The organism is Pseudomonas sp. 01L34, assembly GCF_056400265.1.
Genome location: NZ_JBFTSX010000004.1, coordinates 526057 through 550850 on the forward strand (window position 1 = coordinate 526057; position 24794 = coordinate 550850).

Annotated in this window: 26 protein-coding genes; 22 read left to right on the forward strand and 4 right to left on the reverse strand. The window is 60.1% G+C overall.

Annotation, left to right across the window (positions count from 1 at the left end):
- The first annotated feature begins 48 nt into the window (after window positions 1–48).
- The 5 genes from AC1DQM_RS14385 (at window position 49) to AC1DQM_RS14405 (ending at window position 2832) form a co-directional block, all read left to right on the forward strand.
- Window positions 49–639, forward strand: coding sequence for a cysteine hydrolase family protein (locus AC1DQM_RS14385; protein WP_007940817.1), 591 nt, complete (start codon window positions 49–51; stop codon window positions 637–639).
- Between the two features lie 131 nt (window positions 640–770).
- A complete protein-coding gene (locus tag AC1DQM_RS14390; RefSeq protein ID WP_018925195.1) occupies window positions 771–1091 on the forward strand; it encodes a hypothetical protein in 321 nt (106 codons plus the stop codon).
- Window positions 1092–1178: 87 nt separating this feature from the next.
- Window positions 1179–1736 carry a Smr/MutS family protein gene (locus AC1DQM_RS14395; RefSeq protein ID WP_008005647.1) on the forward strand — a complete coding sequence of 186 codons (558 nt, stop codon included), beginning with the start codon at window positions 1179–1181 and terminating at the stop codon, window positions 1734–1736.
- A 77-nt stretch (window positions 1737–1813) separates the two neighbouring features.
- The gene (folE, locus tag AC1DQM_RS14400; RefSeq protein WP_007988130.1) at window positions 1814–2359 is read left to right on the forward strand and encodes a GTP cyclohydrolase I FolE; all 546 of its coding nucleotides are present in this window, start codon (window positions 1814–1816) and stop codon (window positions 2357–2359) included.
- A 101-nt stretch (window positions 2360–2460) separates the two neighbouring features.
- Complete coding sequence (locus AC1DQM_RS14405; RefSeq protein WP_018925194.1) at window positions 2461–2832, forward strand: glutathione S-transferase N-terminal domain-containing protein; 372 nt, start codon at window positions 2461–2463, stop codon at window positions 2830–2832.
- A 99-nt stretch (window positions 2833–2931) separates the two neighbouring features.
- Here AC1DQM_RS14405 and AC1DQM_RS14410 read toward each other — a convergent pair whose 3' ends face one another.
- Window positions 2932–4098, reverse strand: coding sequence for an aminotransferase-like domain-containing protein (locus AC1DQM_RS14410; protein ID WP_477746394.1), 1167 nt, complete (start codon window positions 4096–4098; stop codon window positions 2932–2934).
- 82 nt (window positions 4099–4180) lie between these two features.
- Between AC1DQM_RS14410 and AC1DQM_RS14415 the strand changes: the two genes are divergently transcribed.
- The 3 genes from AC1DQM_RS14415 (at window position 4181) to AC1DQM_RS14425 (ending at window position 7046) form a co-directional block, all read left to right on the forward strand.
- Window positions 4181–4636: a MarR family winged helix-turn-helix transcriptional regulator gene (locus AC1DQM_RS14415; RefSeq protein ID WP_019648217.1), complete on the forward strand. Its 456-nt coding sequence runs from the start codon at window positions 4181–4183 to the stop codon at window positions 4634–4636.
- 361 nt (window positions 4637–4997) lie between these two features.
- Window positions 4998–6347, forward strand: coding sequence for an NCS2 family permease (locus AC1DQM_RS14420; RefSeq protein WP_064619262.1), 1350 nt, complete (start codon window positions 4998–5000; stop codon window positions 6345–6347).
- A 72-nt stretch (window positions 6348–6419) separates the two neighbouring features.
- Window positions 6420–7046 (forward strand): LysE family translocator, encoded by a 627-nt coding sequence (locus AC1DQM_RS14425; RefSeq protein ID WP_018925190.1) that lies wholly within the window; start codon window positions 6420–6422, stop codon window positions 7044–7046.
- A gap of 190 nt (window positions 7047–7236) precedes the next feature.
- Here the strand turns inward: AC1DQM_RS14425 and uraH are convergent, their stop codons facing one another.
- A complete protein-coding gene (gene uraH, locus AC1DQM_RS14430; RefSeq protein ID WP_007940831.1) occupies window positions 7237–7590 on the reverse strand; it encodes a hydroxyisourate hydrolase in 354 nt (117 codons plus the stop codon).
- Between the two features lie 435 nt (window positions 7591–8025).
- Between uraH and puuE the strand changes: the two genes are divergently transcribed.
- The 7 genes from puuE to AC1DQM_RS14465 all read left to right on the forward strand — a co-directional run bounded on the left by puuE (window position 8026) and on the right by AC1DQM_RS14465 (window position 15461).
- Window positions 8026–8952 (forward strand): allantoinase PuuE, encoded by a 927-nt coding sequence (gene puuE, locus AC1DQM_RS14435; RefSeq protein WP_007940832.1) that lies wholly within the window; start codon window positions 8026–8028, stop codon window positions 8950–8952.
- Window positions 8949–9464 (forward strand): 2-oxo-4-hydroxy-4-carboxy-5-ureidoimidazoline decarboxylase, encoded by a 516-nt coding sequence (gene uraD, locus AC1DQM_RS14440; RefSeq protein ID WP_477746395.1) that lies wholly within the window; start codon window positions 8949–8951, stop codon window positions 9462–9464. The genes puuE and uraD overlap by 4 nt, the downstream gene beginning before the upstream one ends.
- Before the next feature lie 88 nt (window positions 9465–9552).
- Window positions 9553–10548, forward strand: a complete 996-nt coding sequence (alc, locus tag AC1DQM_RS14445) for an allantoicase (protein WP_007940834.1) — start codon at window positions 9553–9555, stop codon at window positions 10546–10548.
- Between the two features lie 115 nt (window positions 10549–10663).
- Window positions 10664–11167: an ureidoglycolate lyase gene (locus AC1DQM_RS14450; RefSeq protein ID WP_018925187.1), complete on the forward strand. Its 504-nt coding sequence runs from the start codon at window positions 10664–10666 to the stop codon at window positions 11165–11167.
- Between the two features lie 51 nt (window positions 11168–11218).
- On the forward strand, window positions 11219–12520 hold the full coding sequence (locus tag AC1DQM_RS14455; protein ID WP_019648213.1) for a urate hydroxylase PuuD: 1302 nt from the start codon (window positions 11219–11221) through the stop codon (window positions 12518–12520).
- Window positions 12521–12749: 229 nt separating this feature from the next.
- A complete protein-coding gene (locus AC1DQM_RS14460) occupies window positions 12750–14108 on the forward strand; it encodes a nucleobase:cation symporter-2 family protein (protein ID WP_018925185.1) in 1359 nt (452 codons plus the stop codon).
- Window positions 14109–14675: 567 nt separating this feature from the next.
- Complete coding sequence (locus tag AC1DQM_RS14465; protein ID WP_019579695.1) at window positions 14676–15461, forward strand: outer membrane protein OmpK; 786 nt, start codon at window positions 14676–14678, stop codon at window positions 15459–15461.
- A 116-nt stretch (window positions 15462–15577) separates the two neighbouring features.
- Here AC1DQM_RS14465 and AC1DQM_RS14470 read toward each other — a convergent pair whose 3' ends face one another.
- Window positions 15578–16750, reverse strand: a complete 1173-nt coding sequence (locus tag AC1DQM_RS14470; RefSeq protein WP_111454643.1) for a patatin-like phospholipase family protein — start codon at window positions 16748–16750, stop codon at window positions 15578–15580.
- Between the two features lie 35 nt (window positions 16751–16785).
- A complete protein-coding gene (locus tag AC1DQM_RS14475; protein ID WP_477746396.1) occupies window positions 16786–17718 on the reverse strand; it encodes a lipid A biosynthesis lauroyl acyltransferase in 933 nt (310 codons plus the stop codon).
- 118 nt (window positions 17719–17836) lie between these two features.
- On the opposite strand from AC1DQM_RS14475, the gene minC reads away from it, so the two are divergent.
- The 7 genes from minC to AC1DQM_RS14510 all read left to right on the forward strand — a co-directional run bounded on the left by minC (window position 17837) and on the right by AC1DQM_RS14510 (window position 24777).
- Window positions 17837–18574 (forward strand): septum site-determining protein MinC, encoded by a 738-nt coding sequence (gene minC / locus AC1DQM_RS14480; protein WP_026331736.1) that lies wholly within the window; start codon window positions 17837–17839, stop codon window positions 18572–18574.
- 201 nt (window positions 18575–18775) lie between these two features.
- The gene (minD, locus tag AC1DQM_RS14485; RefSeq protein ID WP_007940844.1) at window positions 18776–19588 is read left to right on the forward strand and encodes a septum site-determining protein MinD; all 813 of its coding nucleotides are present in this window, start codon (window positions 18776–18778) and stop codon (window positions 19586–19588) included.
- On the forward strand, window positions 19588–19842 hold the full coding sequence (minE, locus tag AC1DQM_RS14490; RefSeq protein ID WP_007940845.1) for a cell division topological specificity factor MinE: 255 nt from the start codon (window positions 19588–19590) through the stop codon (window positions 19840–19842). Before minD ends, minE begins: the two co-directional genes overlap by 1 nt.
- A 91-nt stretch (window positions 19843–19933) precedes the next feature.
- Window positions 19934–20569, forward strand: a complete 636-nt coding sequence (locus AC1DQM_RS14495) for an RluA family pseudouridine synthase (RefSeq protein WP_018925180.1) — start codon at window positions 19934–19936, stop codon at window positions 20567–20569.
- Between the two features lie 258 nt (window positions 20570–20827).
- Window positions 20828–22117, forward strand: a complete 1290-nt coding sequence (locus AC1DQM_RS14500) for a M18 family aminopeptidase (protein ID WP_018925179.1) — start codon at window positions 20828–20830, stop codon at window positions 22115–22117.
- A 252-nt stretch (window positions 22118–22369) separates the two neighbouring features.
- Window positions 22370–22546, forward strand: coding sequence for a hypothetical protein (locus tag AC1DQM_RS14505; protein WP_477746397.1), 177 nt, complete (start codon window positions 22370–22372; stop codon window positions 22544–22546).
- Window positions 22547–22623: 77 nt separating this feature from the next.
- Window positions 22624–24777, forward strand: coding sequence for a mechanosensitive ion channel family protein (locus AC1DQM_RS14510; protein ID WP_477746398.1), 2154 nt, complete (start codon window positions 22624–22626; stop codon window positions 24775–24777).
- Window positions 24778–24794: the final 17 nt, after the last annotated feature.

A 24794-nucleotide genomic window follows, 5' to 3' on the forward strand; every position in this document is an offset into this window, starting at 1 on the left:
TCAGCCAGAGGACAATGCCGCAAAAGCCCCACCCGAAGGAGCCCCAGAATGTCCGTTCCAAAAACGATGTTTCAACTCAGCGGCCGTGGTTACGCAGCGGCCAATCTGGGTCATGCGACCCTAGTCATCATCGATGCCCAGAAAGAATACCTCAGTGGTCCGCTGGCCCTGAGCGGCATGGATGCTGCCGTCGCGAACATCAAACACCTGCTGGCCGCTGCCCGTGCAGCCGGTCGGCCAATCGTGCACGTGCGTCACCTCGGCACCGTCGGTGGGCTGTTCGATCCCCAGGGCGAACGCGGCGAGTTCATCCCGGGCCTGGAGCCACAGGGCGACGAAACCGTCATCGGTAAATTGCTGCCAAGCGCGTTTCACGGCACCGAACTGTACGATCGCCTGCAACAACTGGGCTCGCTCGACCTGATCGTTTGCGGTTTCATGAGTCACTCCAGCGTCAGCACCACCGTGCGTGCGGCGAAGAACCTGGGCTTTCGCTGCACTCTGGTGGAAGACGCCTGCGCGACGCGGGATTTGCCTTGCAAGGGCGGGATCCTCAGCGCCGAACACGTTCAGCAGACCGAAATGGCGATCATGGCGGACAACTTCGCCACCCTCGCCCTGACCCGCGATCTGATCTGATCGACCGTCGATGAGCGGCCCAAACCGCCGCTCATCCGCAAAAGCCTCTCATTTGCCGTAATTGCCCTAGCCTCAGGAACATCCCGGTCAACTCCCGGTCGAAGGGCCGATACCCATTGAGGAAGGTCGGAATGAAGTTATCCGATGGTTTTGATGCACGCCGCTTGCGGCCCAAGGGCCAACGCAACTGGCGATTTCGTTTCGGCGCAGCGTTCGCTGCCCTGCTGGCGATGTGCGGTGTATTGCTGGCGATGGCCGGCGCGGCCAGCCTGCTCGGGCGGCCACCGGCGTTGGGCGAGTTGAATGCCAGCCCGCTGGGCTCGTCGATCATTCTGGCGGTGGGCGTGTTCGTGCTGTACCTCGGCGTGTCGCTATGGCGCCGCTGCCGTCGCCGTTCGCGCCAGTCGCGAGAGCTGAACATAGCCCCGCACCTGATGAAAAAACACGACTGAATCAAAGGCCTGGCGTTTTGACGGGCCTCAATTGTTATGGATAGCGCTCCGACTTGGGTAAACTGCCCCCCCTTCGCGGAGGCTGACATGCAAGACGACGATTTTTCCCTGTTCAAAAGCGCGATCCAAGGCGTCAAGCCGATCAAGCACGATCGCGCCGAAACCGGCAAACCCAAGGCCGACCGCGCGCAAATCGCCAAGCTGCGCCAGGCCGCCACTGTGCGCACCGATGCGACCACCGTTGACGGGCTGTCCGATCAGTTTGTGATTGATGTCGGCCCGGAAGACGAGCTGATGTGGGCGCGTGACGGTGTTCAGGAAAGCCAGATGCGCAAGCTCAAGATCGGACAGATTCCGTTCGAAGGCAGCCTCGACCTGCATGGCATGAACGTGGAAAAGGCCCGTGAAACCCTCTGGGCGTTTCTGGCCGAAGCAACTAAATTCGAAATCCGCTGCGTGCGCGTCACCCACGGCAAAGCCGTGCGTCTGGACGGCAAGCGGCCGATGATCAAGAGTCACGTCAACACCTGGCTACGTCAGCATCCACAGGTGCTCGGCTTCACCTCGTGCCAGCCGAAACACGGCGGCGCTGGAGCGGTTTACGTGATGCTTAAACGAACCATGATGGAAGGTCGCGACGAGTAAAGCTGTCGCTTCACGCTTGCAGCGCCGTGTTTGCCACCGTACCCTTGCCCTTTGCGTAAAATCCCACAGGTAGTTTCATGTCCCTGGAACAGAATTACACCGCGATTCTCGGCCAATTGGGCGAGGACGTGTCCCGCGAGGGCCTGCTCGACACGCCAAAACGTGCCGCCAAAGCCATGCAGTACCTCTGCCGCGGTTATGAACAGACGCTGGAAGAGGTCACCAACGGTGCCTTGTTCAGCTCCGACAACAGCGAGATGGTGCTGGTCAAGGACATCGAGCTCTACTCGTTGTGCGAGCATCACCTGCTGCCGTTCATCGGCAAGGCGCACGTTGCCTATATTCCGAGCGGCAAGGTACTGGGACTGTCGAAAGTCGCGCGGATCGTCGATATGTACGCCCGCCGCCTGCAGATCCAGGAAAACCTCAGCCGCCAGATCGCCGATGCGGTCCAGCAAGTCACCGGCGCCCTGGGCGTGGCGGTGGTGATCGAGGCCAAGCACATGTGCATGATGATGCGCGGTGTGGAGAAACAGAATTCGACGATGATCACCTCGGTGATGCTCGGTGAGTTCCGCGAAAACGCGGCCACCCGCAGCGAGTTTCTCAGCCTGATCAAGTAATTCGCAGCACGAAGAAAACCGGCACTGATCGCCGGTTTTTTTTCGCCTGCGAAAAATCAGGTAAGCTGCGCGCCTTCTGTTTGCCCTGAGAGACTTATACCGTGTTCGTCAAAGCGCTTCGTGTCGGCCTCGGCCAACTGATCATCTTCATCGATTTCATCACCCGTCCAGGCAAGAAGCAGCGCCCCGCCGCCGCTCAGGCTCAGGTCGAAGCGGCCGCCAAGGACCTGACGCTGTATCAGTTCCACGCCTGCCCGTTCTGCGTGAAAACCCGCCGCACCCTGCGTCGCCTGAACGTTCCGGTGGCCTTGCGCGATGCGAAGAACAACGAACAGGATCGCCAGGCCCTGCTGGAGCAAGGCGGCAAGATCAAGGTGCCGTGCCTGCGCATCGAAGAGAATGGCCAGACCACCTGGATGTATGAGTCCAAGGTGATCATTGATTATCTGGATAAGCGGTTTGCTGCGGTCTGACGCGTCTGTGGCGCTGGTAAAACACCGCAAAACCCGAACAAAAATAAACCGGTCGATTGGCCGGTTTATTCGTTTCTACCCCCTCTCCCACCAACAGCCTCAGGCCGCTTGCGCCGCCTGGGCCTGACGCACCACCGCTGCCAATCGCTTGAGCCCTTCGTCCAGCCGTGCCGGGTCAATGTGGCTGAAATTCAGTCGCAGATGGCCAGGATTGTTATCCGGCTCAGGAAAAAACGGTTCACCCGGCATGAACGCCACATCCGCCGCTAGCGCAGCTTTGAGCAGCGTGCGGGTATCCAGCGGCTGCTTGAGCGTCAGCCAGAAAAACAGCCCACCCTGCGGCACGTTCCAATCCGCCAGATCGGAAAAATGCCTTTCAAGTGCCGACTGGAACGCATCCCGACGAACCCGGTAGAAGTCCCGCAACTCGCCCAGGTGCTGCTGGTACTTTTCAGTACCGATCCATTGCAGCGCTTGCCACTGCCCGATGCGGTTGGTGTGCAGATCGGCCGATTGCTTGAGCCGCAGCAAATGCGGGAACAGGTCCGGACTGGCAATCAAGTAACCGACCCGCAGGCCCGGCAGCAGGGTTTTCGACACGGTGCCGGTGTAGATCCAGCTGGCCTTGTTCAAGCGGCTGACGATCGGCGTGGCGCTGCCGCCATCGAAGGTCAGTTCGCGGTAGGGTTCGTCTTCGATCAGGGTCACGCCGAATTCGTCGAGCAACGCTGCCACCGCGTCGCGCTTGGCTTCGCTGTAGCGCACCGCCGACGGATTCTGAAACGTCGGGATCAAGTAGATGAACGCTGGCTTGTGTTGTTCCAGACGGCTGCGCAGTTGCACCAGGTTCGGGCCATCAGCCTCCAGCGGGACGGTGATGCAGTCGGCGCCAAACAGCTGGAAAATCTGCAACGCCGCCAGGTAGGTCGGCGCTTCAAGCAGGATTTCGGTGCCTTTGTCGATGTGGAGCTTGGCCGCCAGATCGAGGGTTTGTTGCGAACCGCTGACCACCAATACCTGACTCGCCTCACACGGCACGCCCAACGCCCGGGCTTCGGCCGCCAACGCTTCACGCAGTGCCGGCTCGCCTTCGCTCATCCCGTATTGGCCCATGGACAGCGGCATCTGCGCCCACTCGACTTTCGGCAGCATGGCTTCGGCCGGCAAACCGCCGGCGAACGACATCACTTCCGGGCGCTGGGCGGCGGCGAGGATTTCACGGATCAAAGAACTTTTAAGGCGCGAGACACGTTCGGAAAAAGCCATGGGGGTCACCGGTAGCGAGGCCTGAGGAAAATGAGTCAAACTGATTGACCGAAATTACGACAGACCGAGCGGATACGTCAACATGCTTGACCTTAAAAACCCCACCACCCAGCAACAAGCCATGGAAGCGTTTTTCTTCGGCTATCAGGCCTTCACCGCCAAGGCTGATGAAATGCTCGAGCGGCGCGGCTTGAGCCGGGTGCATCAGCGCATTGTGTTTTTCATCGCGCGTTATCCGAACCTGAGTGTCAAGGAGTTGCTGGCGTTGCTCGGCGTGACCAAGCAGGCGCTGAACATTCCGCTGCGGCAGTTGGTGGAAATGCATTTGGTGAACAGCGTCGCGTCCCAGACCGACAAGCGTAAGCGGCTGCTGGAACTGACTGTGGAAGGCGCGCGGTTCGAGCAGTCGTTGCGGCGCGAGCAGGTGAAATTGCTCGAGCGGGTGTTTGCCGAAGCTGGGGAGACGGCGGTGAATGGGTGGTTGGCGGTGAATCTGGCATTGGGGGAAGTAACCAGAGTTGATCGGGACGACACCTGACTGTGGCGAGGGAGCTTGCTCCCGTTCGGCTGCGCAGCAGTCGCAAAGAACGATAACGCCGGTATGCCTGAAAAATTGCCACCGCCTGAGTCGGGCCGCTGCGCGTCCCAGCGGGAACAAGCTCCCTCGCCACAAAAAGCTCGCTACACATCACATTTCATATCTATATACCCCGCCTGCCATTTTTTTCGTCTACAAAATCAAAAACATTATTTGCTTTATTTGTATACAAAAGCATAATTCGCTTCGTGCGAGTTCCTGACCATCAGGTCAACAAATTCGCAAGTACCTCAAAGGGTCGCTGCCACCCTCATGGGTCCGGCCCTGGAAATAACAATAAAACTCTTGAGGAGTACTCGCTGTGGAAAGCCGCAAATCCGAAGCCTCGACGCTGGAACTCTCGCCGCCGTTACGCAATGGCTGGCTGGAGCGCATCTTCAAACTCAGCTTGCACGGCACCACGGTGAAGACCGAGCTGATCGCCGGTCTGACAACCTTCATCACCATGGCCTACATCATCTTCGTCAACCCCAACATCATGGCCGATGCCGGGATCGATCACGGTGCCGCGTTCGTGGCCACCTGCATCGCCGCCGCGCTGGGTTGCCTGTTGATGGGCCTGTACGCCAACTGGCCGGTGGGCCTGGCGCCGGGCATGGGCCTGAACGCGTTCTTCACCTACACCGTGGTCGGCACCATGGGCTACAACTGGGAAACCGCTCTCGGCGCGGTGTTCGTGTCCGGCGTGTTGTTCATGTTCCTGACCTTTTCCCGGATTCGTGAATGGCTGCTCAATAGCATTCCGGTGAGCCTGCGCTTCGCCATGGGTGCGGGTGTGGGCCTGTTTCTGGGGCTGATCGGCCTGAAAACCTCGGGCATCGTCGTCGATAGCCCGGCCACCCTGATCAAGCTCGGCTCCCTGCGCGAGCCCGGCCCGCTGCTGGCTGCCATCTGCTTCCTGATGATCGCCGTGCTCAGCTACCACAAAGTGTTCGGCGCGATCCTCATCAGCATCATCACCGTGACCCTCGCCGGCTGGGGCCTGGGCCTGGTGCACTACGAGGGCATCATGTCGGCCCCGCCGAGCCTGGCACCGACCTGGATGGCCATGAACATCGCCGGCGTGTTCAACGTCAGCATGATCAGTGTGGTGCTGGCCTTCCTCTTTGTGCACATGTTCGACACCGCCGGCACCTTGATGGGCGTCGCCCAGCGCGCCAACCTGGTGAACGCTGACGGCCGGATCGAAAACCTGTCCCGTGCCATGAAAGCCGACAGCGCCTCCAGCGTTTTCGGGGCGGTGGTGGGTGTTCCGCCGGTCACCAGTTACGTGGAAAGTGCCGCTGGCGTAGCGGCGGGTGGTCGGACTGGTCTTACCGCCGTGACCGTAGGTGTGCTATTTATTGCCGCAATGTTTTTCGCGCCGCTGGCTGGCATGATCCCCGCTTATGCAACCGCCGGTGCGCTGATTTATGTAGCGATGCTGATGATGGGCGGCATGGCGCACATCGAATGGGAAGAAGCGACCGACAGCATTCCGGCGATCGTCACCGCGATCATGATGCCGCTGACCTTCTCGGTCGCCGACGGCATCGCGCTGGGCTTCATCACTTACGTGGTGCTGAAGGCCGGCACCGGTAAGTACAAGGAAATATCCGTCAGCCTGTGGGTGCTCTGCGCGATCTTCATCGCCAAGTTCATCTTCTTGTAAGCGTCACGCGGTACGCGTTTCAAACCAGCCTCACCCCGTCGGGTGGGGCTTTTGTGCATAGGGAGGAAAGTGATGAGTCTGGAAACCTGGCTGCTGTTCAGCGGCGCTGCGCTGGTGGTGATCCTGATCCCGGGGCCACTGTCTTTGCTGATGATCAGCAACAGTCTGAATTACGGTTTGCGTCGTTCTTACCCGGCGTTTCTCGGAGGCGTGTTTGCCTCGATCTGCCTGCTCAGCGCTTCGGCGTTCGGCTTGGGCGCATTGCTGCTGGCGTCGGAACAGCTGTTCAGCGCCCTGAAAATCGTCGGCGCGCTGTATCTGTTCTACCTCGCCTGGCAGAGCTGGCAGCAATCACGCCAACCCTCCCTGGGCGCCGAAGTGCCCCAGGCTGCGCCGGTGCCACGCTTTCGTGCACTGTTCGGGCGCGCATTCATGCTCGGCGCCAGCAACCCGAAAGACATTTTGTTCTTTGCCGCGTTCCTGCCGCAGTTTTTGAGTGCCGAACAACCGTTCCTGCCGCAGTTGCTGGTGATGATTGCCACCTGGACCGTGCTGGATCTGCTGTGCAAGCTGGCTTATGGGCTGGGGGCTCATGGCGCGGCGCGGTATCTGCGTAGCGGCAAGGGGCAAAGCTGGTTTAACCGGGTCAGTGCCGGGTTGTTCAGCGGTGCGGGCGCGGCCTCATTGTTGAGCCGCTAAGGGCAAAAGATCGCAGCCTCGTTGCACTCGACAGCTCCTACAGGGGGAATGCGTTTCCATGTAGGAGCTGCCGAAGGCTGCGATCTTTTGACTTTCCACCAGGCGAAAAAAAGCCCGCAGTGTGAGCGGGCAAAAGACCAAAGAAGCTATATGCGCAGTCGCTTCCAGGTTGAGGCAGCTGCTTGGGGGATCAGCTGCCGCGATAGGTGGAATAGCTATACGGCGAAATCAGCAACGGCACGTGGTAGTGATCCTGTTCGGCAGAAATGCCGAACCGCAGCACCACCACGTCGAGGAACGCAGGCTCAGGCAACTGAACGCCACGGGCGCGGTAGTAATCGCCCGCATGAAATTGCAGCTGATAGACCCCGGTACGGTAGTCATCGCCTTGCAGCAACGGCGCATCGACCCGGCCGTCGCTGTTGGTGAGCGCCGTGGCGACCAGCTCCAGCTGCGAGCCTTCGACGCGGTACAGCTCGACCTTGATCGAACTGCCCGGGCAACCGTGTGCAGCGTCCAAAACGTGTGTAGTCAAACGTCCCATTGGTTCTGCGCGCCTGCCTGCGTGGAGCAGTCAGACCTCGCGCCTCCCGAAGTCAGTTGAAAAGGAGACCGCACCGTTCCGGAGCACGAAACGTTGCGGCGAGTGACTGATTAAGACATTTTTCAAAAAAATTGTACACAATAAAAACGACATTTTTACTGCCACCAACGGCATTCAGGGTTTGCAGGCGAATCTTGCACCAAACCATAAGATCAGTGGACCTTCTATCCATTAACTGACCAGTCAGGCAGGTTTCTTGCAGTACCCTCCAATGAGAGCAGTCAGTGAAAAATGCAAAAAATCGGGCTTACAAAGTGAATATAAAGTTGTATACAATCACTCCATCGCTGTGACGCCAGCCTGCCCTCTCATCGCCAGGCCGCCACACACACCCTGACTTTGAACAAGTCGACACGAACAAGAAGGAAGACTGCAGTGAGCGCTGACTACCCACGCGACCTGATCGGTTACGGCAGTAACCCTCCTCACCCACACTGGCCGGGCAATGCCCGCATCGCCCTGTCCTTCGTGCTCAACTACGAGGAAGGTGGCGAGCGCAATATCCTTCACGGCGATAAAGAGTCCGAAGCCTTCCTCTCGGAAATGGTCTCGGCGCAGCCGCTGCAAGGCGAGCGCAACATGAGCATGGAATCCCTTTACGAGTATGGCAGCCGTGCCGGCGTCTGGCGGATTCTGAAACTGTTCAAGGAATTCGACATCCCGCTGACCATCTTCGCCGTGGCCATGGCCGCCCAGCGTCACCCGGACGTGATCCGCGCGATGGTCGAGGCCGGCCACGAGATCTGCAGCCACGGCTATCGCTGGATCGACTACCAGTACATGGACGAAGCACAGGAACGCGAGCACATGCTCGAAGCGATCCGCATCCTCACCGAAATCACCGGCGAGCGCCCGCTGGGCTGGTACACCGGCCGCACCGGTCCGAATACTCGTCGGCTGGTGATGGAGGAAGGCGGTTTCCTCTACGACTGCGACACCTACGACGACGACCTGCCCTACTGGGAACCGAACAACCCGACCGGCAAGCCACACCTGGTGATTCCGTACACCCTGGACACCAACGACATGCGCTTCACCCAGGTCCAGGGTTTCAACAAGGGCGACGACTTCTTCGAATACCTGAAGGACGCGTTTGACGTTCTTTATGCCGAAGGCGCCGAGGCACCGAAGATGTTGTCGATCGGCCTGCACTGCCGGCTGATCGGCCGCCCGGCGCGCCTGGCCTCGCTCAAGCGCTTTATCGAATACGCTAAAAGTCATGAACAGGTGTGGTTCAGCCGCCGCGTCGACATCGCTCGCCACTGGCAGCAAACCCATCCGTACCAAGGGGCTGCCAAATGAGCCACTTCCAGACACTGAAGCCATCGACCCTGAGCCGCGACGCGTTTGTCGCCGCCTTCGCCGACATCTACGAACACTCGCCATGGGTGGCCGAGAAGGCCTTCGACCTGGGCCAGGACGCTTCGATCGACCAGATCGAAACCCTGCACCAGCGCATGAGCGATATCCTGTTGAGCGCCGATCACGCCAGCCAACTGGCCCTGATCAACGCGCATCCGGACCTGGCCGGCAAAGCTGCCGTCCAGGGCCAACTGACCGAAGCCAGCACCCATGAACAGGCTGGCGCCGGTATTCACCAATGCACGGCCGAAGAGTTTGAGCGCTTCACCGAGCTGAACGACGCCTACAAGGCCAAGTTCAAGTTTCCCTTCATCATGGCGGTAAAAGGCAGCGACCGGCATCAGATCCTCGCGGCGTTCGAAACGCGCATTCACAATTCGGTCGACACCGAATTCAAATGCGCGCTGGCGCAGATCAACAAGATCGCGTTGTTCCGATTACTGACCCTATAGCGAGCTTTGCCCGAGTGTTCTCAAACGCAAACAGCACCCAGGGCACTGCAAGCATCCCAAGCCAACTTATTAAAGGCAGACAAGAAGAATGAAAGCTTACGCCGTACCTTTCGAGAAGTTCGTCAACCTGGCCGACGCCCGTCTGGGCACCAAAATCATCTCGGTCACCGATGACTGGTTCGCAGACGCCAACCGTCTGTTCCAGCCGACCCCGGCCGTGTGGAAAGAGGGCGTGTTCGATGACAACGGCAAGTGGATGGACGGCTGGGAGTCGCGCCGCAAGCGCTTCGAAGGCTACGACAGCGCGGTGATCCGCCTGGGCGTACCGGGTTCGATCAAAGGCGTGGACATCGACACTTCATTCTTCACCGGCAACTACCCGCCATCGGCCTCCCTGGAAGCCTGCTTCCTGGCCTCGGGCGAGCCGGACGAAAACACCCAGTGGACTGAAGTGCTGTCGGCCGTCGAACTGCAGGGCAACAGCCACCACTACCACGAAATCAATAACGACCAGGCGTTCAGCCACCTGCGCTTCAACATCTATCCGGATGGTGGCGTGGCCCGTCTGCGCGTGTACGGCATTCCGTTCCGCGACTGGTCGGCCGTTGGCGACAACGAACAAGTCGACCTGGCTGCAGCCCTGAACGGCGGTCGCGCCCTCGCCTGCTCCGACGAACACTTCGGCCGCATGAGCAACATCCTCAACCCGGGCCGTGGCATCAACATGGGCGATGGCTGGGAAACCGCACGTCGTCGTACCCCGGGCAATGACTGGGTGATCGTCGCGCTGGGCCATGCGGGTGAAGTCGAGAAAGTCATCGTCGACACCCTGCACTTCAAGGGCAACTACCCGGACAGCTGCTCGATCCAGGGTGCATTCGTGAAGGGCGGCACCGACAGCCAGATCGAAACCCAATCGCTGTTCTGGCGCGAACTGCTGCCAAGCCAGAAGCTGGAAATGCACGCCGAACACACCTTCGCCGAACAGATCAAGGCGCTGGGCCCGATCACCCACATCCGCCTGAACGTGTTCCCGGATGGTGGTGTGAGCCGCCTGCGCGTTTTGGGCAAGGTCGCGAAGTAATGCTGAGCCTGTAGGAGCCGGCTTGCTGGCGATAGCGCCCTCACTGACGCCATCGCCAGCAAGCCGGCTCCTACAAAAGCAGTACCCCAACACATTCGAGATTAAGAAGACCAGCATGCGCACATTGACGATTGAACCGCTGACCAAAGAAGCCTTCGCCCCTTTCGGTGACGTGATCGAAACCGACGGCAGCGATCACTTCATGATCAACAACGGTTCGACCATGCGCTTCCACAAACTGGCGACGGTGGAAACCGCCACGCCAGAGGACAAGGCGATCATCAGCATCTTCCGCGCCGACGCGCAGGACATGCCGCTGACCGTGCGCATGCTGGAGCGCCATCCGCTGGGCAGTCAGGCGTTCATTCCGCTGCTCGGCAACCCCTTTCTGATCGTGGTCGCGCCACTTGGCGATGCACCTGTATCAGGCTTGGTCCGCGCCTTCGTCACCAACGGCAGGCAGGGCATTAATTACCATCGCGGCGTCTGGCACCACCCGGTGCTGACGATCGAAAAGCGGGATGACTTCCTGGTGGTTGATCGCAGTGGCACAGGCAACAACTGCGATGAGCATTTTTTCCAAGAGGATGAGTGTTTGATCCTCGCCCCCCACCAATAAGAGAAGGTCTGATCACTCGACAACAAGGGTGACAGGCGAGAGGTAAAGACTGTGGAAGCACATCTGTTGGAATGGCTGAACCTGAGCGTGCGCTGGGTTCACATGATCACTGGCGTGGCCTGGATCGGCGCGTCGTTCTATTTCGTCTGGCTGGAAAACAACCTCAATCGGGTCAACCCGAAAAACGGGCTGGCGGGCGATTTGTGGGCAATCCATGGCGGCGGTATCTACCACCTGGAAAAATACAAACTGGCTCCACCGACCATGCCGGACAACCTGCACTGGTTCAAATGGGAAGCCTATTTCACCTGGCTGTCGGGGATCGCGCTGCTGTGCGTGGTGTTCTACTCCAACCCGACGCTGTACCTGCTGGCACCGGGCAGCACCCTGAGCGGCCCTGAAGGCGTGGCTATCGGCCTCGGCTCGTTGTTCATCAGCTGGTTCATCTACTCCTTCCTCTGCGACTCGGCCCTGGGCAAACGCCCTGCCCTGCTAGGCGCAATCCTGTTCGTGCTGATCATCGGCGCCGCCTACGGCTTCAGCAAAGTGTTCAGCGGTCGTGGCGCGTACCTGCACGTCGGCGCGATCATCGGCACCATCATGGTCGGCAACGTGTTCCGCATCATCATGCCGGCCCAGCGCGCCCTGGTGGCGGCGATCGCCGAAAACCGCACGCCCGATCCGGCGCTGCCGGCCAAAGGTTTGCTGCGTTCGCGGCACAACAACTACTTCACCTTGCCGGTGCTGTTCATCATGATCAGCAACCACTTCCCGAGCACCTACGGCAGCCAGTACAACTGGCTGATCCTGGCCGGGATCGCGGTGCTGGCGGTGTTGGTGCGTCACTACTTCAACACCCGTCACGACAGCCACAAATTCGCCTGGACCCTGCCCGTTGCGGCGGTCGGCATGATTTGCCTGGCCTACGTGACCGGCCCGGCGCCGATGTCCAGCGCACCTGAAGTGGCCAAGGCACCTGGGACCATCGAGTACCAGCCGCTGCCGGAAACCGCCCTGGGCGGTGGTGCCAAACCTGAAGCGGCGAAACCTGATGCGCCTGCCGCTGCACCGGCCCAAGCCTCGAATCAGGGCCCGACGTTCGACAAGGTTCACAGCGTGATTCAGGAACGTTGCGCGGTCTGTCACTCGGCCAAACCCACCAGCCCGCTGTTCAGTGCCGCACCGGCCGGCGTGATGTTCGATACGCCAGAACAGATCCGCCAAAACGCCGCTCGCATCCAGGCTCAAGCGGTCACCAGCCAGATCATGCCACTGGGCAACATCACCCAGATGACCCAGCAGGAACGTGACCTGATCGGCGCGTGGATTGTTCAGGGAGCTCCGACCAAGTAAGTAAAAACCATTGTGGAGATAGGGTTTGTGTGGCGAGGGGGCTTGCCCCCGTTCGACCGCGAAGCGGTCGTAAAACCGGCGGATGCGGTCCTCTAGATAGAACGCGATTGCTGGGATTGGGGCTGCTTTGCAGCCCAACGGGGGCAAGCCCCCTCGCCACAGCAAGCTCCCTCGCCACAGGTCTGCCTGATACAAAAATCACAAGAATAAAAAAGATCCGAGGTGTTGCATGTCCGAGCTATCCGAAGCGCGCATCCCCGACGCACCCGCCATTCAACGTTTACCCCTTGTGCAACTGATTCTGGTCGGTCTGCAACACGTTCTGCTGATGTATGGCGGCGCCATTGCAGTGCCGCTGATCATCGGGCAGGCCGCCGGCCTGAACCGTGAAGAAATCGCCTTCCTGATCAACGCCGACCTGCTGGTGGCTGGCATTGCCACCATCGTCCAGTCGCTGGGCATCGGCCCGATGGGCATTCGCATGCCGGTGATGATGGGCGCCAGTTTCGCCGCGGTCGGCAGCATGGTGGCCATGGCCGGGATGCCCGGCATCGGCCTGCAAGGGATTTTCGGCGCGACCATTGCCGCCGGTTTCTTCGGCATGCTCATCGCACCGTTCATGTCCAAGGTCGTGCGCTTCTTCCCGCCACTGGTGACCGGCACTGTCATCACCTCGATCGGTTTATCGCTGTTCCCTGTAGCCGTGAACTGGGCCGGTGGCGGCGCTGGCGCGGCTCAATTCGGTTCACCTGTCTACCTGGCCATTGCTGCACTGGTGTTGGCCACCATTCTGCTGGTCCACCGCTTCATGCGCGGATTCTGGGTCAACATCTCGGTGCTGATCGGCATGTGCCTGGGTTACGCGATTTGCGGCGTGATCGGCATGGTCGACCTCAGCGGCATGGACCAGGCGCCGTGGCTGCAAATCGTCACCCCGCTGCATTTCGGCATGCCGAAATTCGAGCTCGCACCGATTCTGTCCATGTGCCTGGTGGTGGTAATCATCTTCGTCGAGTCCACCGGGATGTTCCTCGCGCTGGGCAAAATCACCGGCCAGGACGTCACGCCGCGGATGCTGCGTCGCGGCTTGCTGTGCGATGCCGGTGCTTCGTTTTTCGCCGGCTTCTTCAACACCTTCACCCACTCCTCATTCGCTCAGAACATCGGCCTGGTACAAATGACCGGCGTACGTTGCCGCTCGGTGACCATCGTCGCCGGTGGCTTACTGATCGTGCTGAGCCTGCTGCCCAAAGCCGCGTTCCTGGTGGCGTCGATTCCGCCGGCAGTCTTGGGCGGTGCGGCGATTGCGATGTTCGGCATGGTCGCCGCCACCGGGATCAAGATTCTCCAGGAGGCCGACATCGGTGACCGGCGCAACCAGTTGCTGGTGGCGGTGAGTATCGGCATGGGGCTGATCCCGGTGGTGCGCCCGGAATTCTTCGCCCACCTGCCCATGTGGATGAGCCCGATCACCCACAGCGGCATCGCCATGGCCACGCTTAGCGCCCTGGCATTGAACCTGTTGTTCAACATCCTCGGCGGTCACGAACGCGCAGCCGTCAACGACTGCCACGCCCACACGCACTAATCGAACCTGTGAAGGCGCTCCCCGTGGCGAGGGGGCTTGCCCCCGCTCGGCTGCGAAGCAGTCGCAAAACCTGCCGACAAGGCATGGCTGGGGAAATACCGGGGCCGCTTCGCGACCCAACGGGGGCAAGCCCCCTCGCCACAAAACAATAAAAACAAGAGGGAGCAACAGATGATTCGTACCCAGACAAGTCTGTCGTTCAGCAATGCCCCACACCTGTCGCCAGTGCTCTGTTGCGGGGCACTTGAGACCTGGCCAAGGAGTCAGTATTCTCCGCGGCCGCCCGAATCCGGTCTAAAAAAAAGCCCGGATTTAATTCCTGACCAGAAAGCCAATTTACCCCGGTTCTGGACAGTACCAAGGCTTCCCGAAAAGACGCTCAATCGACTGTTTTAGAACAGCCGAACGGGCATTTTTTGGCTTTTTGAAAGCCTTGGCTCAGCTCTTGCTAACAGCACCAAAGCTGACCACATGGATGATTTTTTACAGCAGCAAGAAAAGGCGCCACACCAGAGCGCCGACCTTAGAAAAATAACGTGGAACCACCTACTTTTTGGGAGCAACCGAATGAAACGTACGTGCACCAGCCTGATGCTCGCGGGATCCTTGCTGGCCGGGGGCCAGGCCATGGCCGGCGACTTGCTGCAATGGCAGAACAACAGCCTGACCTACCTTTATGGCAAGGACTTCCAGGTCAACCCGCGCATTCAGCAAACCGTCACTTTCGAGCACGCCGATGCATGGAAATACGGCGACAACTTCATGTTCGTCGACAAGATTTTCTACAACGGCAAGGACGACCCCGGCGTCGGTTCGAACACCTACTACGGCGAAATCAGCCCGCGCTTGTCGTTTGGCAAAATCTTCGACCAGAAACTGGAGTTCGGCCCGGTCAAGGACGTGCTGCTGGCCATGACGTACGAGTTCGGTGAAGGCGATACCGAGTCTTACCTGATCGGTCCGGGTTTCGACCTGGCGATTCCTGGTTTCGACTACTTCCAGCTGAACTTCTACCAGCGTCACACCGAAGGCAGCCGCCCTGGTGACAACGTCTGGCAGATCACCCCGGTCTGGTCCTACACCATTCCGGTGGGCGATTCGAACATCCTGATCGATGGCTTCATGGACTGGGTGGTCGACAACGACAAGAACAGCAAAGGCACCTACCACGCCAACCTGCACTTCAACCCGCAGATCAAATACGACTTGGGCAAAGCGCTGAACATTGGCGAGAAGCAGTTGTATGTGGGTGTCGAGTACGACTATTGGTCGGACAAGTACGGGATCAGGGACAGTCAGTACTTCAAGACCGATCAGAGCAACACGAGCTTCCTGGTGAAGTTCCACTTCTGATCGTAAAAGCTTCGCGGGCAAGCCTCGCTCCTACGGATTTGAGTCGTTCACCGGTTATGTGAACGACTCAAATCCGTAGGAGCGAGGCTTGCCCGCGAACAGCCACACCGCAAATCTCAAGCCGGAACCGCAGGCTCCACCAACCCCAGAAACCGGCACAGCTCATCGCGCTTGGCCAACGCATCGCGCCGCCCCAGATCAATCAATTCGCTGCAATACCCCGCCTCGAACAGCAGATAACTCAGCACCCCTGCCCCGCTGGTCTTGGTCGCCCCCGGCCCGCGTAAAAACAGGCGCAAGGCTGCCGGCAGTTCCTGGCGATGCCGCGCGGCAATTTCATCGATCGGCTGACTCGGTGAAATCACCAACACATCCACTGGCGCCGCTCCCAATGCACGACTCGAGATGCCATCGGGCAGCAGATGGCTGAACTGGTTCAGACGCTGCAACAACTCGATGTCACTTTCCAGGCTGTCAATGAACGTACTGTTGAGCAGGTGCCCACCGACTTGCGCCAGGGTCGGCTGTTGACCGGTGTAGGCACGTTGCAGCGGCTGTTGCGGATCGATCCCGCGCGGGTTGCCGCTGACGCCCACCACCAGCACGCGACTGGCACCCAGGTGCAGGGCCGGGCTGATCGGTGCCGATTGACGCACCGCGCCATCGCCGAAATATTCTTCGCCGATTTTTACCGGTGCGAACAGCAATGGAATCGCGGAACTGGCGAGCAGATGGTCGACAGTCAGTTGGGTCGGCACGCCGACTCGCCGATGGCGCAACCAGGATTCGATGGTGCCGCCGCCCTGATAAAACGTGACGGCCTGGCCGGACTCGTAGCCGAACGCTGTAACCGCTACGGCCCGCAATTGCTTTTGCGCAATCGCTTCGGCAATCCCGGGCATGTGCAGTTTGTGATTAAGCAAGCGGCGCAGCGGCGAACTGTTAAGCAGGGCCACCGGCACCGGCGAGCCAATGCCCATCAGGTTGTGACTGACAAAACGGGCGGCCTGATGAATCACCCCCGGCCAATCGCTGCGTAATACCAGATGGCTGCGAAAACCTTGCCAGAAGGCCGTCAGACGCTCGATCGCACTCCGAAAATCCATCGCCCCACTGGCCAGGCTGACCGCATTGATCGCACCGGCCGAGGTGCCGACGATCACCGGAAACGGATTCGTCGCCCCCATCGGCAGCAGCTCGGCAATCGCTGCCAGCACGCCTACTTGATAGGCCGCACGAGCCCCACCGCCGGAAAGAATCAACCCTGTAACCGGTTCAGCAGGACTCATTGCAACACTCCATGGTGCTTAAAGGGATCGGTGACTCAACCGCGTTTGGCGTACAGTTTCGGCTCGCCCGGTGGGCGGCTCTTGAAGCGGCGATGCGCCCAGAGATATTGCTCCGGACATTCGCGCAACGCACCCTCCACCCATTGGTTGATCCGAATGCAATCGGCCTCTTCCGTCTCGCCGGGAAAGCCTTCGAGCGGGGCATGAATCACCAGTCGATAACCGCTGCCGTCAGCCAGGCGCTCCTGGGTGAACGGCACCACCAGCGCCTTGCCCAAGCGTGCGAATTTGCTGGTGGCGGTGACAGTCGCCGCCTGAATCCCGAACAGCGGCACGAAGATACTTTGCTTGGCGCCATAGTCCTGATCCGGTGCGTACCAGATCGCTCTCCCTGCGCGCAGCAGTTTGAGCATGCCACGCACGTCGTCGCGCTCCACCGCCAGCGAGTCGAGGTTATGCCGCTCGCGGCCTCGGCGCTGGATGAAGTCGAACAGCGGATTCTTGTGTTCGCGGTACATGCCATCGATGGTGTGTTGCTGACCGAGCAACGCTGCGCCGATCTCCAGCGTGGTGAAGTGCACAGCCATCAGAATCACGCCCTTGCCTTGCGCCTGAGCCTGTTTCAAATACTCCAGGCCTTCGACATGGGCCAGTTTCGCCAGACGCTTGCGCGACCACCACCAGCTCATGGCCATCTCGAAGAAGGCGATGCCGGTGGACGCGAGGTTTTCCTTGAGCAGGCGTTTGCGCTCGGCAGCGGATTTTTCAGGGAAACACAGCTCAAGATTGCGCTTGGCAATGCGCCGTCGGTCGCCGGCCACTCGGTACATCAATGCACCCAGGGCGCGACCGATCGCCAGTAACGCCGGATACGGCAACTGCACAATCAGCCACAACAGCCCCAAGCCACACCACAGCGGCCAGAAACGCGGAGAAAGAAATGCTGTTCGAAATCGCGGGCGTTCCATTAAAGGTTCCGGAAAGTTAATGGCCGCGCATTCTACATCGTTCGACCCGGCTTGCGGCCTGCGGGCGTTCTCGTTATAAGTCTCGGCACTTTTAGTGACAAGCCGTTGTATGCCGACCATGAGCCAAACCGAACCGCTAGACCAAGATCCCGTGTTCCAGTTGAAGGGCAGCATGCTGGCCATTACGGTGCTGGAACTGGCCCGTAACGACCTCGAGAACCTTGATCGGCAACTGGCCGCCAAGGTCGCCCAGGCGCCCAACTTCTTCAGTAACGCGCCGCTGGTACTGGCCCTGGACAAACTCCCGGCCAGCGAAGGCTCGGTCGACCTGCCGGGATTGATGCGCATCTGCCGCCAGCATGGCCTGCGCACCCTGGCGATCCGTGCCAGCCGCATTGAAGACATCGCCGCCGCCATTGCGGTCGATCTGCCAGTGCTGCCGCCGTCCGGCGCGCGGGAACGCCCGCTCGATCCGCTCGAAGGCGTCGTGGCGAAGAAACCGGAAAAACCACCGGAGCCGACCATCAAACCGACAAAAATCATCACGTCGCCAGTACGTGGTGGCCAGCAGATTTATGCCCAGGGCAGCGATCTGGTGGTGATTTCGTCGGTCAGCCCGGGGGCGGAACTTCTCGCCGACGGCAACATCCATGTATACGGCGCGATGCGCGGTCGTGTGCTGGCCGGCGTCAAAGGTGATACGAAAGCCAGGATTTTCTGTCAGCAAATGACCGCTGAACTGGTCTCCATCGCCGGTCACTACAAGGTTTCCGAGGACCTGCGCCGCGATCCATTGTGGGGCGCCGGAGTACAAGTCAGCCTGTCGGGTGACGTGTTGAACATCATTCGGCTTTAACGGATACTGCCGCATTTTCCAAGCATCTCTAAAACGTAGCGAAAACGGCTCAAACGAAGTAGGAAAAAGGCTAAAAGCAGTGTTTACCGGGGGTAGATACCGCTCAAAACCGGATTCCAGCCAAGGCTGTCCGACTGCAGTAGTTTTTCAAGAGATGTTTTTCAGGGGCTAAACGTCCTTTTTCCTTAGGGGTAAAACACCTTGGCCAAGATTCTCGTGGTTACATCCGGCAAGGGTGGTGTGGGTAAGACCACCACCAGCGCCGCTATCGGTACCGGCCTCGCTCTGCGTGGTCACAAAACAGTTATCGTCGACTTCGACGTCGGCTTGCGTAACCTCGACCTGATCATGGGTTGCGAGCGCCGCGTGGTGTATGACTTCGTCAACGTGGTGAACGGCGAAGCCAACCTGCAACAGGCCCTGATCAAAGACAAGCGCCTGGAAAACCTCTACGTGCTGGCCGCCAGTCAGACCCGCGACAAAGACGCGCTGACCCAGGAAGGCGTAGAAAAAGTCCTGATGCAGTTGAAAGAAGACTTCGAATTCGTGGTCTGCGACTCCCCGGCCGGTATCGAGAAAGGTGCCCACCTGGCCATGTACTTCGCTGATGAAGCGATCGTCGTGACCAACCCGGAAGTCTCCTCCGTACGTGACTCGGACCGCATGCTGGGCCTGCTGGCCAGCAAGTCCCGTCGCGCCGAAAACGGCGAAGACCCGATCAAGGAACACCTGTTGCTGACCCGCTACAACCCTACGCGCGTCGTCAACGGCGAAATGCTCGGCGTCGAAGACGTCAAGGAAATCCTCGCGGTGACCCTGCTGGGCGTGATTCCGGAATCGCAAGCCGTCCTCAAAGCCTCCAACCAGGGCGTGCCGGTGATTCTCGACGACCAGAGCGACGCCGGCCAGGCGTACAGCGATGCTGTCGATCGTCTGTTGGGCAAGACCGTGGACCATCGTTTCCTCGATGTCGAGAAGAAGGGATTCTTCGAGCGACTTTTTGGAGGTAGGTAATGAACCTTTTTGACTTCTTTCGTGCCAACAAAAAGCCCAGTACCGCCTCGGTAGCGAAAGAGCGTCTACAGATCATCGTGGCGCATGAACGCGGCCAACGCAGTACGCCGGACTACTTGCCAGCCTTGCAGAAGGAACTGGTGGAAGTGATCCGCAAGTACGTCAATATCGGGTCCGATGACGTGCACGTCGCTCTGGAAAACCAGGGCAGCTGCTCGATTCTGGAACTCAATATCACCCTGCCCGATCGCTGAGTCGATCCGGCGGGAGCCACGGCGGCTCAGGGCCCTTCCATGACTGGAGGGGGCCTGAGTCGCCGTTGGCGTTTGTTACGAGGCTGTTTTAATGCCGTTGTCCAACATCCGCATCATCTATCAGGACGCCGCCGTACTGGTGGTGGATAAACCGACCCTGTTGCTCTCCGTCCCCGGACGGGCTGATGACAACAAGGACTGCCTGATTACGCGCCTGCAAGAAAACGGCTACCCGGAAGCGCGAATTGTCCATCGGCTGGACTGGGAAACCTCCGGCATCATTCTGCTGGCCCGTGACCCGGACACTCATCGCGAGCTGTCTCGGCAATTTCACGACCGCGAAACCGAAAAGGCCTACACCGCCCTGTGCTGGGGACAACCGGAACTGGACAGTGGCAGCATCGATTTGCCCCTGCGCTACGATCCGCCGACCAAGCCACGGCATGTGGTGGACCACGAATTCGGCAAGCACGCCCTGACTTTCTGGCGTGTACTGGAGCGTTGTGGCGACTGGTGCCGCGTCGAGCTGACACCAATCACCGGCCGTTCTCACCAGTTGCGCGTGCACATGCTCTCCATCGGCCACCCGCTGCTGGGTGACGGGCTCTACGCCCATCCGCAAGCCCTGGCTGCCTGGCCACGCCTGTGCCTGCACGCGAGCATGCTGAGCTTCACTCATCCGCAAAGCGGCGAACGCCTGCGCTTCGAGTGCCCGGCACCGTTCTAACGGCGGTGCCCAGGCTTCGGTGTCGAGGGAGCTGTTGTGGCGAGGGGCTTCTGTGGCGAGGGGGCTTGCCCCCGTTGGAGTGCGAAGCGCTCCCTAGCCCGGCGACCGTATTCTATCGGGCACACCGCGCAAGCAGGATTTGCGGCTGCTTCGCAGCCGAACGGGGGCAAGCCCCCTCGCCACAACAGCAGTCCTTCACCCGCCGCACTTTGCGCTTTCAATACGTTAAACTGGCGCCACTGCTGTCTGGAGCTTCTTATGCGCGAAGAGTTGAACCAAGGCCTGATCGACTTCCTTAAGGCCTCCCCTACCCCGTTCCATGCCACCGCCAGCCTTGTCCAGCGCCTGGAAGCGGCCGGTTTTGTGCGCCTCGACGAGCGCGAGCCATGGACCACCGAAGCCAATGGCCGTTACTACGTCACCCGTAACGACTCTTCGATCGTCGCGTTCAAAATGGGCCGTCATTCGCCCCTGCATGGCGGCATTCGCCTGGTCGGCGCGCACACCGACAGCCCGTGCCTGCGGGTCAAACCCCAGCCGGAACTGCAACGCCAGGGCTTCTGGCAATTGGGCGTCGAAGTCTATGGCGGTGCACTGCTGGCGCCGTGGTTCGACCGCGATCTGTCGTTGGCCGGCCGCGTGACCTTCCGTCGCGATGGCAAGGTCGAGAGCCAGTTGATCGACTTCAAGGCTCCCGTTGCAATCATTCCGAACCTGGCCATTCACCTCAACCGTGAAGCCAACATGGGCTGGGCGATCAATGCCCAGACCGAGCTGCCGCCGATTCTCGCGCAATTCGCCGGTGACGAACGCGTGGACTTCCGCGCCGTGCTCACCGATCAGCTGGCCCGCGAACATGGCCTGAATGCCGACGTGGTGCTCGATTACGAGCTGAGCTTCTACGACACCCAAAGCGCTGCGGTCATTGGCCTGCATGGCGATTTCATCGCGGGCGCTCGCCTGGACAACCTGTTGTCGTGCTACGCCGGCCTGCAAGCATTGCTGACGACCGAAACCGACGAAACCTGCGTGCTGGTCTGCAACGATCACGAAGAAGTCGGTTCCTGCTCGGCCTGTGGCGCCGACGGTCCGATGCTTGAGCAAACCCTGCGTCGTTTGTTGCCGGAAGGGGATGAATTCGTACGGACCATTCAGAAATCCCTGCTGGTCTCGGCCGACAACGCCCACGGCGTGCACCCGAACTACGCCGACAAGCACGACGCCAACCACGGCCCGAAACTCAACGCCGGCCCGGTAATCAAGGTCAACAGCAACCAGCGCTACGCCACCAACAGCGAAACCGCCGGGTTCTTCCGTCATTTGTGCATGGCCGAAGAAGTACCGGTGCAGAGCTTCGTGGTGCGCAGCGACATGGGCTGCGGCTCGACCATCGGCCCGATCACCGCCAGCCACCTGGGCGTGCGCACCGTGGACATCGGCCTGCCGACGTTCGCCATGCACTCGATCCGCGAGCTGTGCGGTAGCCATGACCTGGCACACCTGGTCAAAGTGCTGAGCGCGTTCTACGCCTGCCGCGAGTTGCCATAACCCTGTCCCTGTGGCGAGGGGGCTTGCCCCCCGTTGGGCTGCAAAGCAGCCCCAAAACCTGCCATTGCGTTCTGTCTGGCACAGCGCATGAGCCGGCACTGCGACCGCTTCGCGGTCGAACGGGGGCAAGCCCCCTCGCCACAGGAAGCTCGTTGCTCAAGCAACAGTCATACCCCGTCCCTGCCACACATCACCAACGCCCGCCCGAAAGCCGCCTAGACTTGCAGTAACCCCTCCGACAAGGCTGTCACCATGATCTCGATGTCTTCGTTTCACGCCATGCTGGTTCCGATTCTTTCCGGGATGATCATGCTGGCCGTCGGCTTCAACTTTCGCGACAAGAACGCCGGTGTGTTCGCGATGTGGGTCGGCATGCTGATGATCCTCGCCACCGTGATCTACAAGATCCTCGCCAAACTCAACGAATAAATCCTTACGCCCGGCTCGCATTGATTTTGACGGGCTCGTACACTCGGCCGATTCGCTCATCCGAGGTTGACCGCCTAGTGTTCGCTCGTCTTTTTGCCCTGCACTGTTTGTTCCTTGTCTGCCTGATGACGCTGCTGCCGCTGACGCCTGCCCAGGCGGCCGGCTTGCCGGGGCTGCTCAGCGGCTCGGCAAAAAACCAGCCCGAAGCGCAAGCTCCACTGGGGCAGTCGCTGGACGAAGTCATCAAGTCGCTGGAAAACGATCAGCAACGGACCAAACTGCTGGCGGACCTGAAAAAGCTGCGCGACGTGAGCAAAAAAGCCCAACCGACCACAGAAGAAGGCGTACTGGGCCTGATCGGCGGCACCCTGGCCAGTTTCGAAAAGCAATTTTCCGGCGCCGACAGCCCCCTCACTCGCTGGTCCGAAGAAGTCAACCTGGCCAAGGATGAACTGGTGGCACTCATGCTGCCGGCCAATGAATGGCTGCCCATCATCTTTGCCTTCGCCATGATCCTGATGGTCTGGAGCCTGCTGGCCGCCGCCCTGATCTGGCTCGGCCACCGGGTGCGCATGCGCTTCGGCCTCACCGAAGAACTGCCGCAACACCCCAAGGCCCTGGACATGCTGCGCTTTGCCTTGCGCAAACTCGGGCCGTGGATGATCGCCCTGGTCATGACGGTATACATGACCTACGCCCTGCCCTCGTCATTGGGCAAAAGCCTGGCCATGGTGCTGGCTTACGCGCTGGTGGTCGGTACCTGTTTCTCGGCGATCTGCGTCATCGCGTTTTCCCTGCTCGATGGCCCGCATCGCCATCGCGCCCTGTACATCCTGCGGCATCAGGCCTTCCGCCCGTTGTGGCTGATCGGCAGTTTCGCCGCCTTCGGTGAAGCCCTGAACGACCCGCGCCTGATCGCCAGCCTCGGTGAACATCTGGCCCATACGGCGGCGACGTTCGCCAATGTACTGGCGGCGATCTTCACAGGTTTTTTCATTCTGCGTTTCCGCCGGCCTATCGCGCACCTGATCCGCAACCAGCCGCTGTCTCGGCGCCTGACCCGCCGCGCCTTGAGCGACACGATCGAAATCCTCGGGACGTTCTGGTATCTGCCGGCGCTGGTGCTGGTGGGCATCTCACTGTTCGCCACCTTCGTCTCTGCCGGCGACACCAGCACCGCGTTGCGTCAGTCGCTGATCTGCACCGTGCTGCTGGTGTTGTGCATGGTCATCAACGGGCTGGTGCGCCGTCATGCACTCAAGCCACAACGCGGCCCCAAGCGCCATGCGCTGTATTCGGATCGCCTGAAAAGCTTCTTCTACACCCTCGCCCATCTGCTGGTATGGCTGGCGTTCATCGAACTCGGCCTGCGGGTCTGGGGCATGTCGCTGATTCGCTTCACCGAAGGCGAAGGCCATGAAGTCAGCGTCAAACTGTTCAGCCTCGGCGGCACGCTGATTTTTGCCTGGCTGATCTGGATTCTCAGCGACACCGCCGTGCACCACGCCCTAACCCGCTCGCGCAAAGGCCTGGCCAATGCCCGCGCGCAGACGATGATGCCGCTGATCCGCAACGTGCTGTTCGTGGCGATTTTCATCATTGCGCTGATCGTCGCCCTGGCGAACATGGGCATGAACGTCACGCCGCTGCTGGCCGGTGCCGGCGTCATCGGCCTGGCCATCGGCTTCGGCGCGCAATCGCTGGTGGCCGACTTGATCACCGGGCTGTTCATCATCATCGAAGACTCCCTGGCCATCGACGACTACGTGGACGTCGGCGGCCACCTGGGCACGGTCGAAGGCCTGACCATCCGCACCGTGCGCCTGCGGGACATCGACGGCATCGTCCACACTATTCCGTTCAGCGAAATCAAAAGCATCAAGAACTACTCCCGGGAATTCGGCTACGCGATCTTCCGGGTGGCTGTGCCCTCGAACATGGACATCGACGAGGCGATCAAGCTGATGCGCGATGTCGGCCAGAAAATGCGCACCGACCCGCTGCAACGGCGCAACATCTGGTCGCCGCTGGAGATCCAGGGGGTCGAAAGTTTCGAGTCAGGCAATGCGATTCTTCGCGCCCGCTTCAAGACTGCGCCGATCAAGCAGTGGGAAGTGTCCCGGGCGTTCAATTTGTCGCTGAAGCGGCATCTGGATGAGGCCGGGCTGGATCTGGCGACACCGCGGATGAGCATTCAGGTGATCACACCTGGTGGCGAACAATCTGCGTAGGTGAGAAATATCGTGTG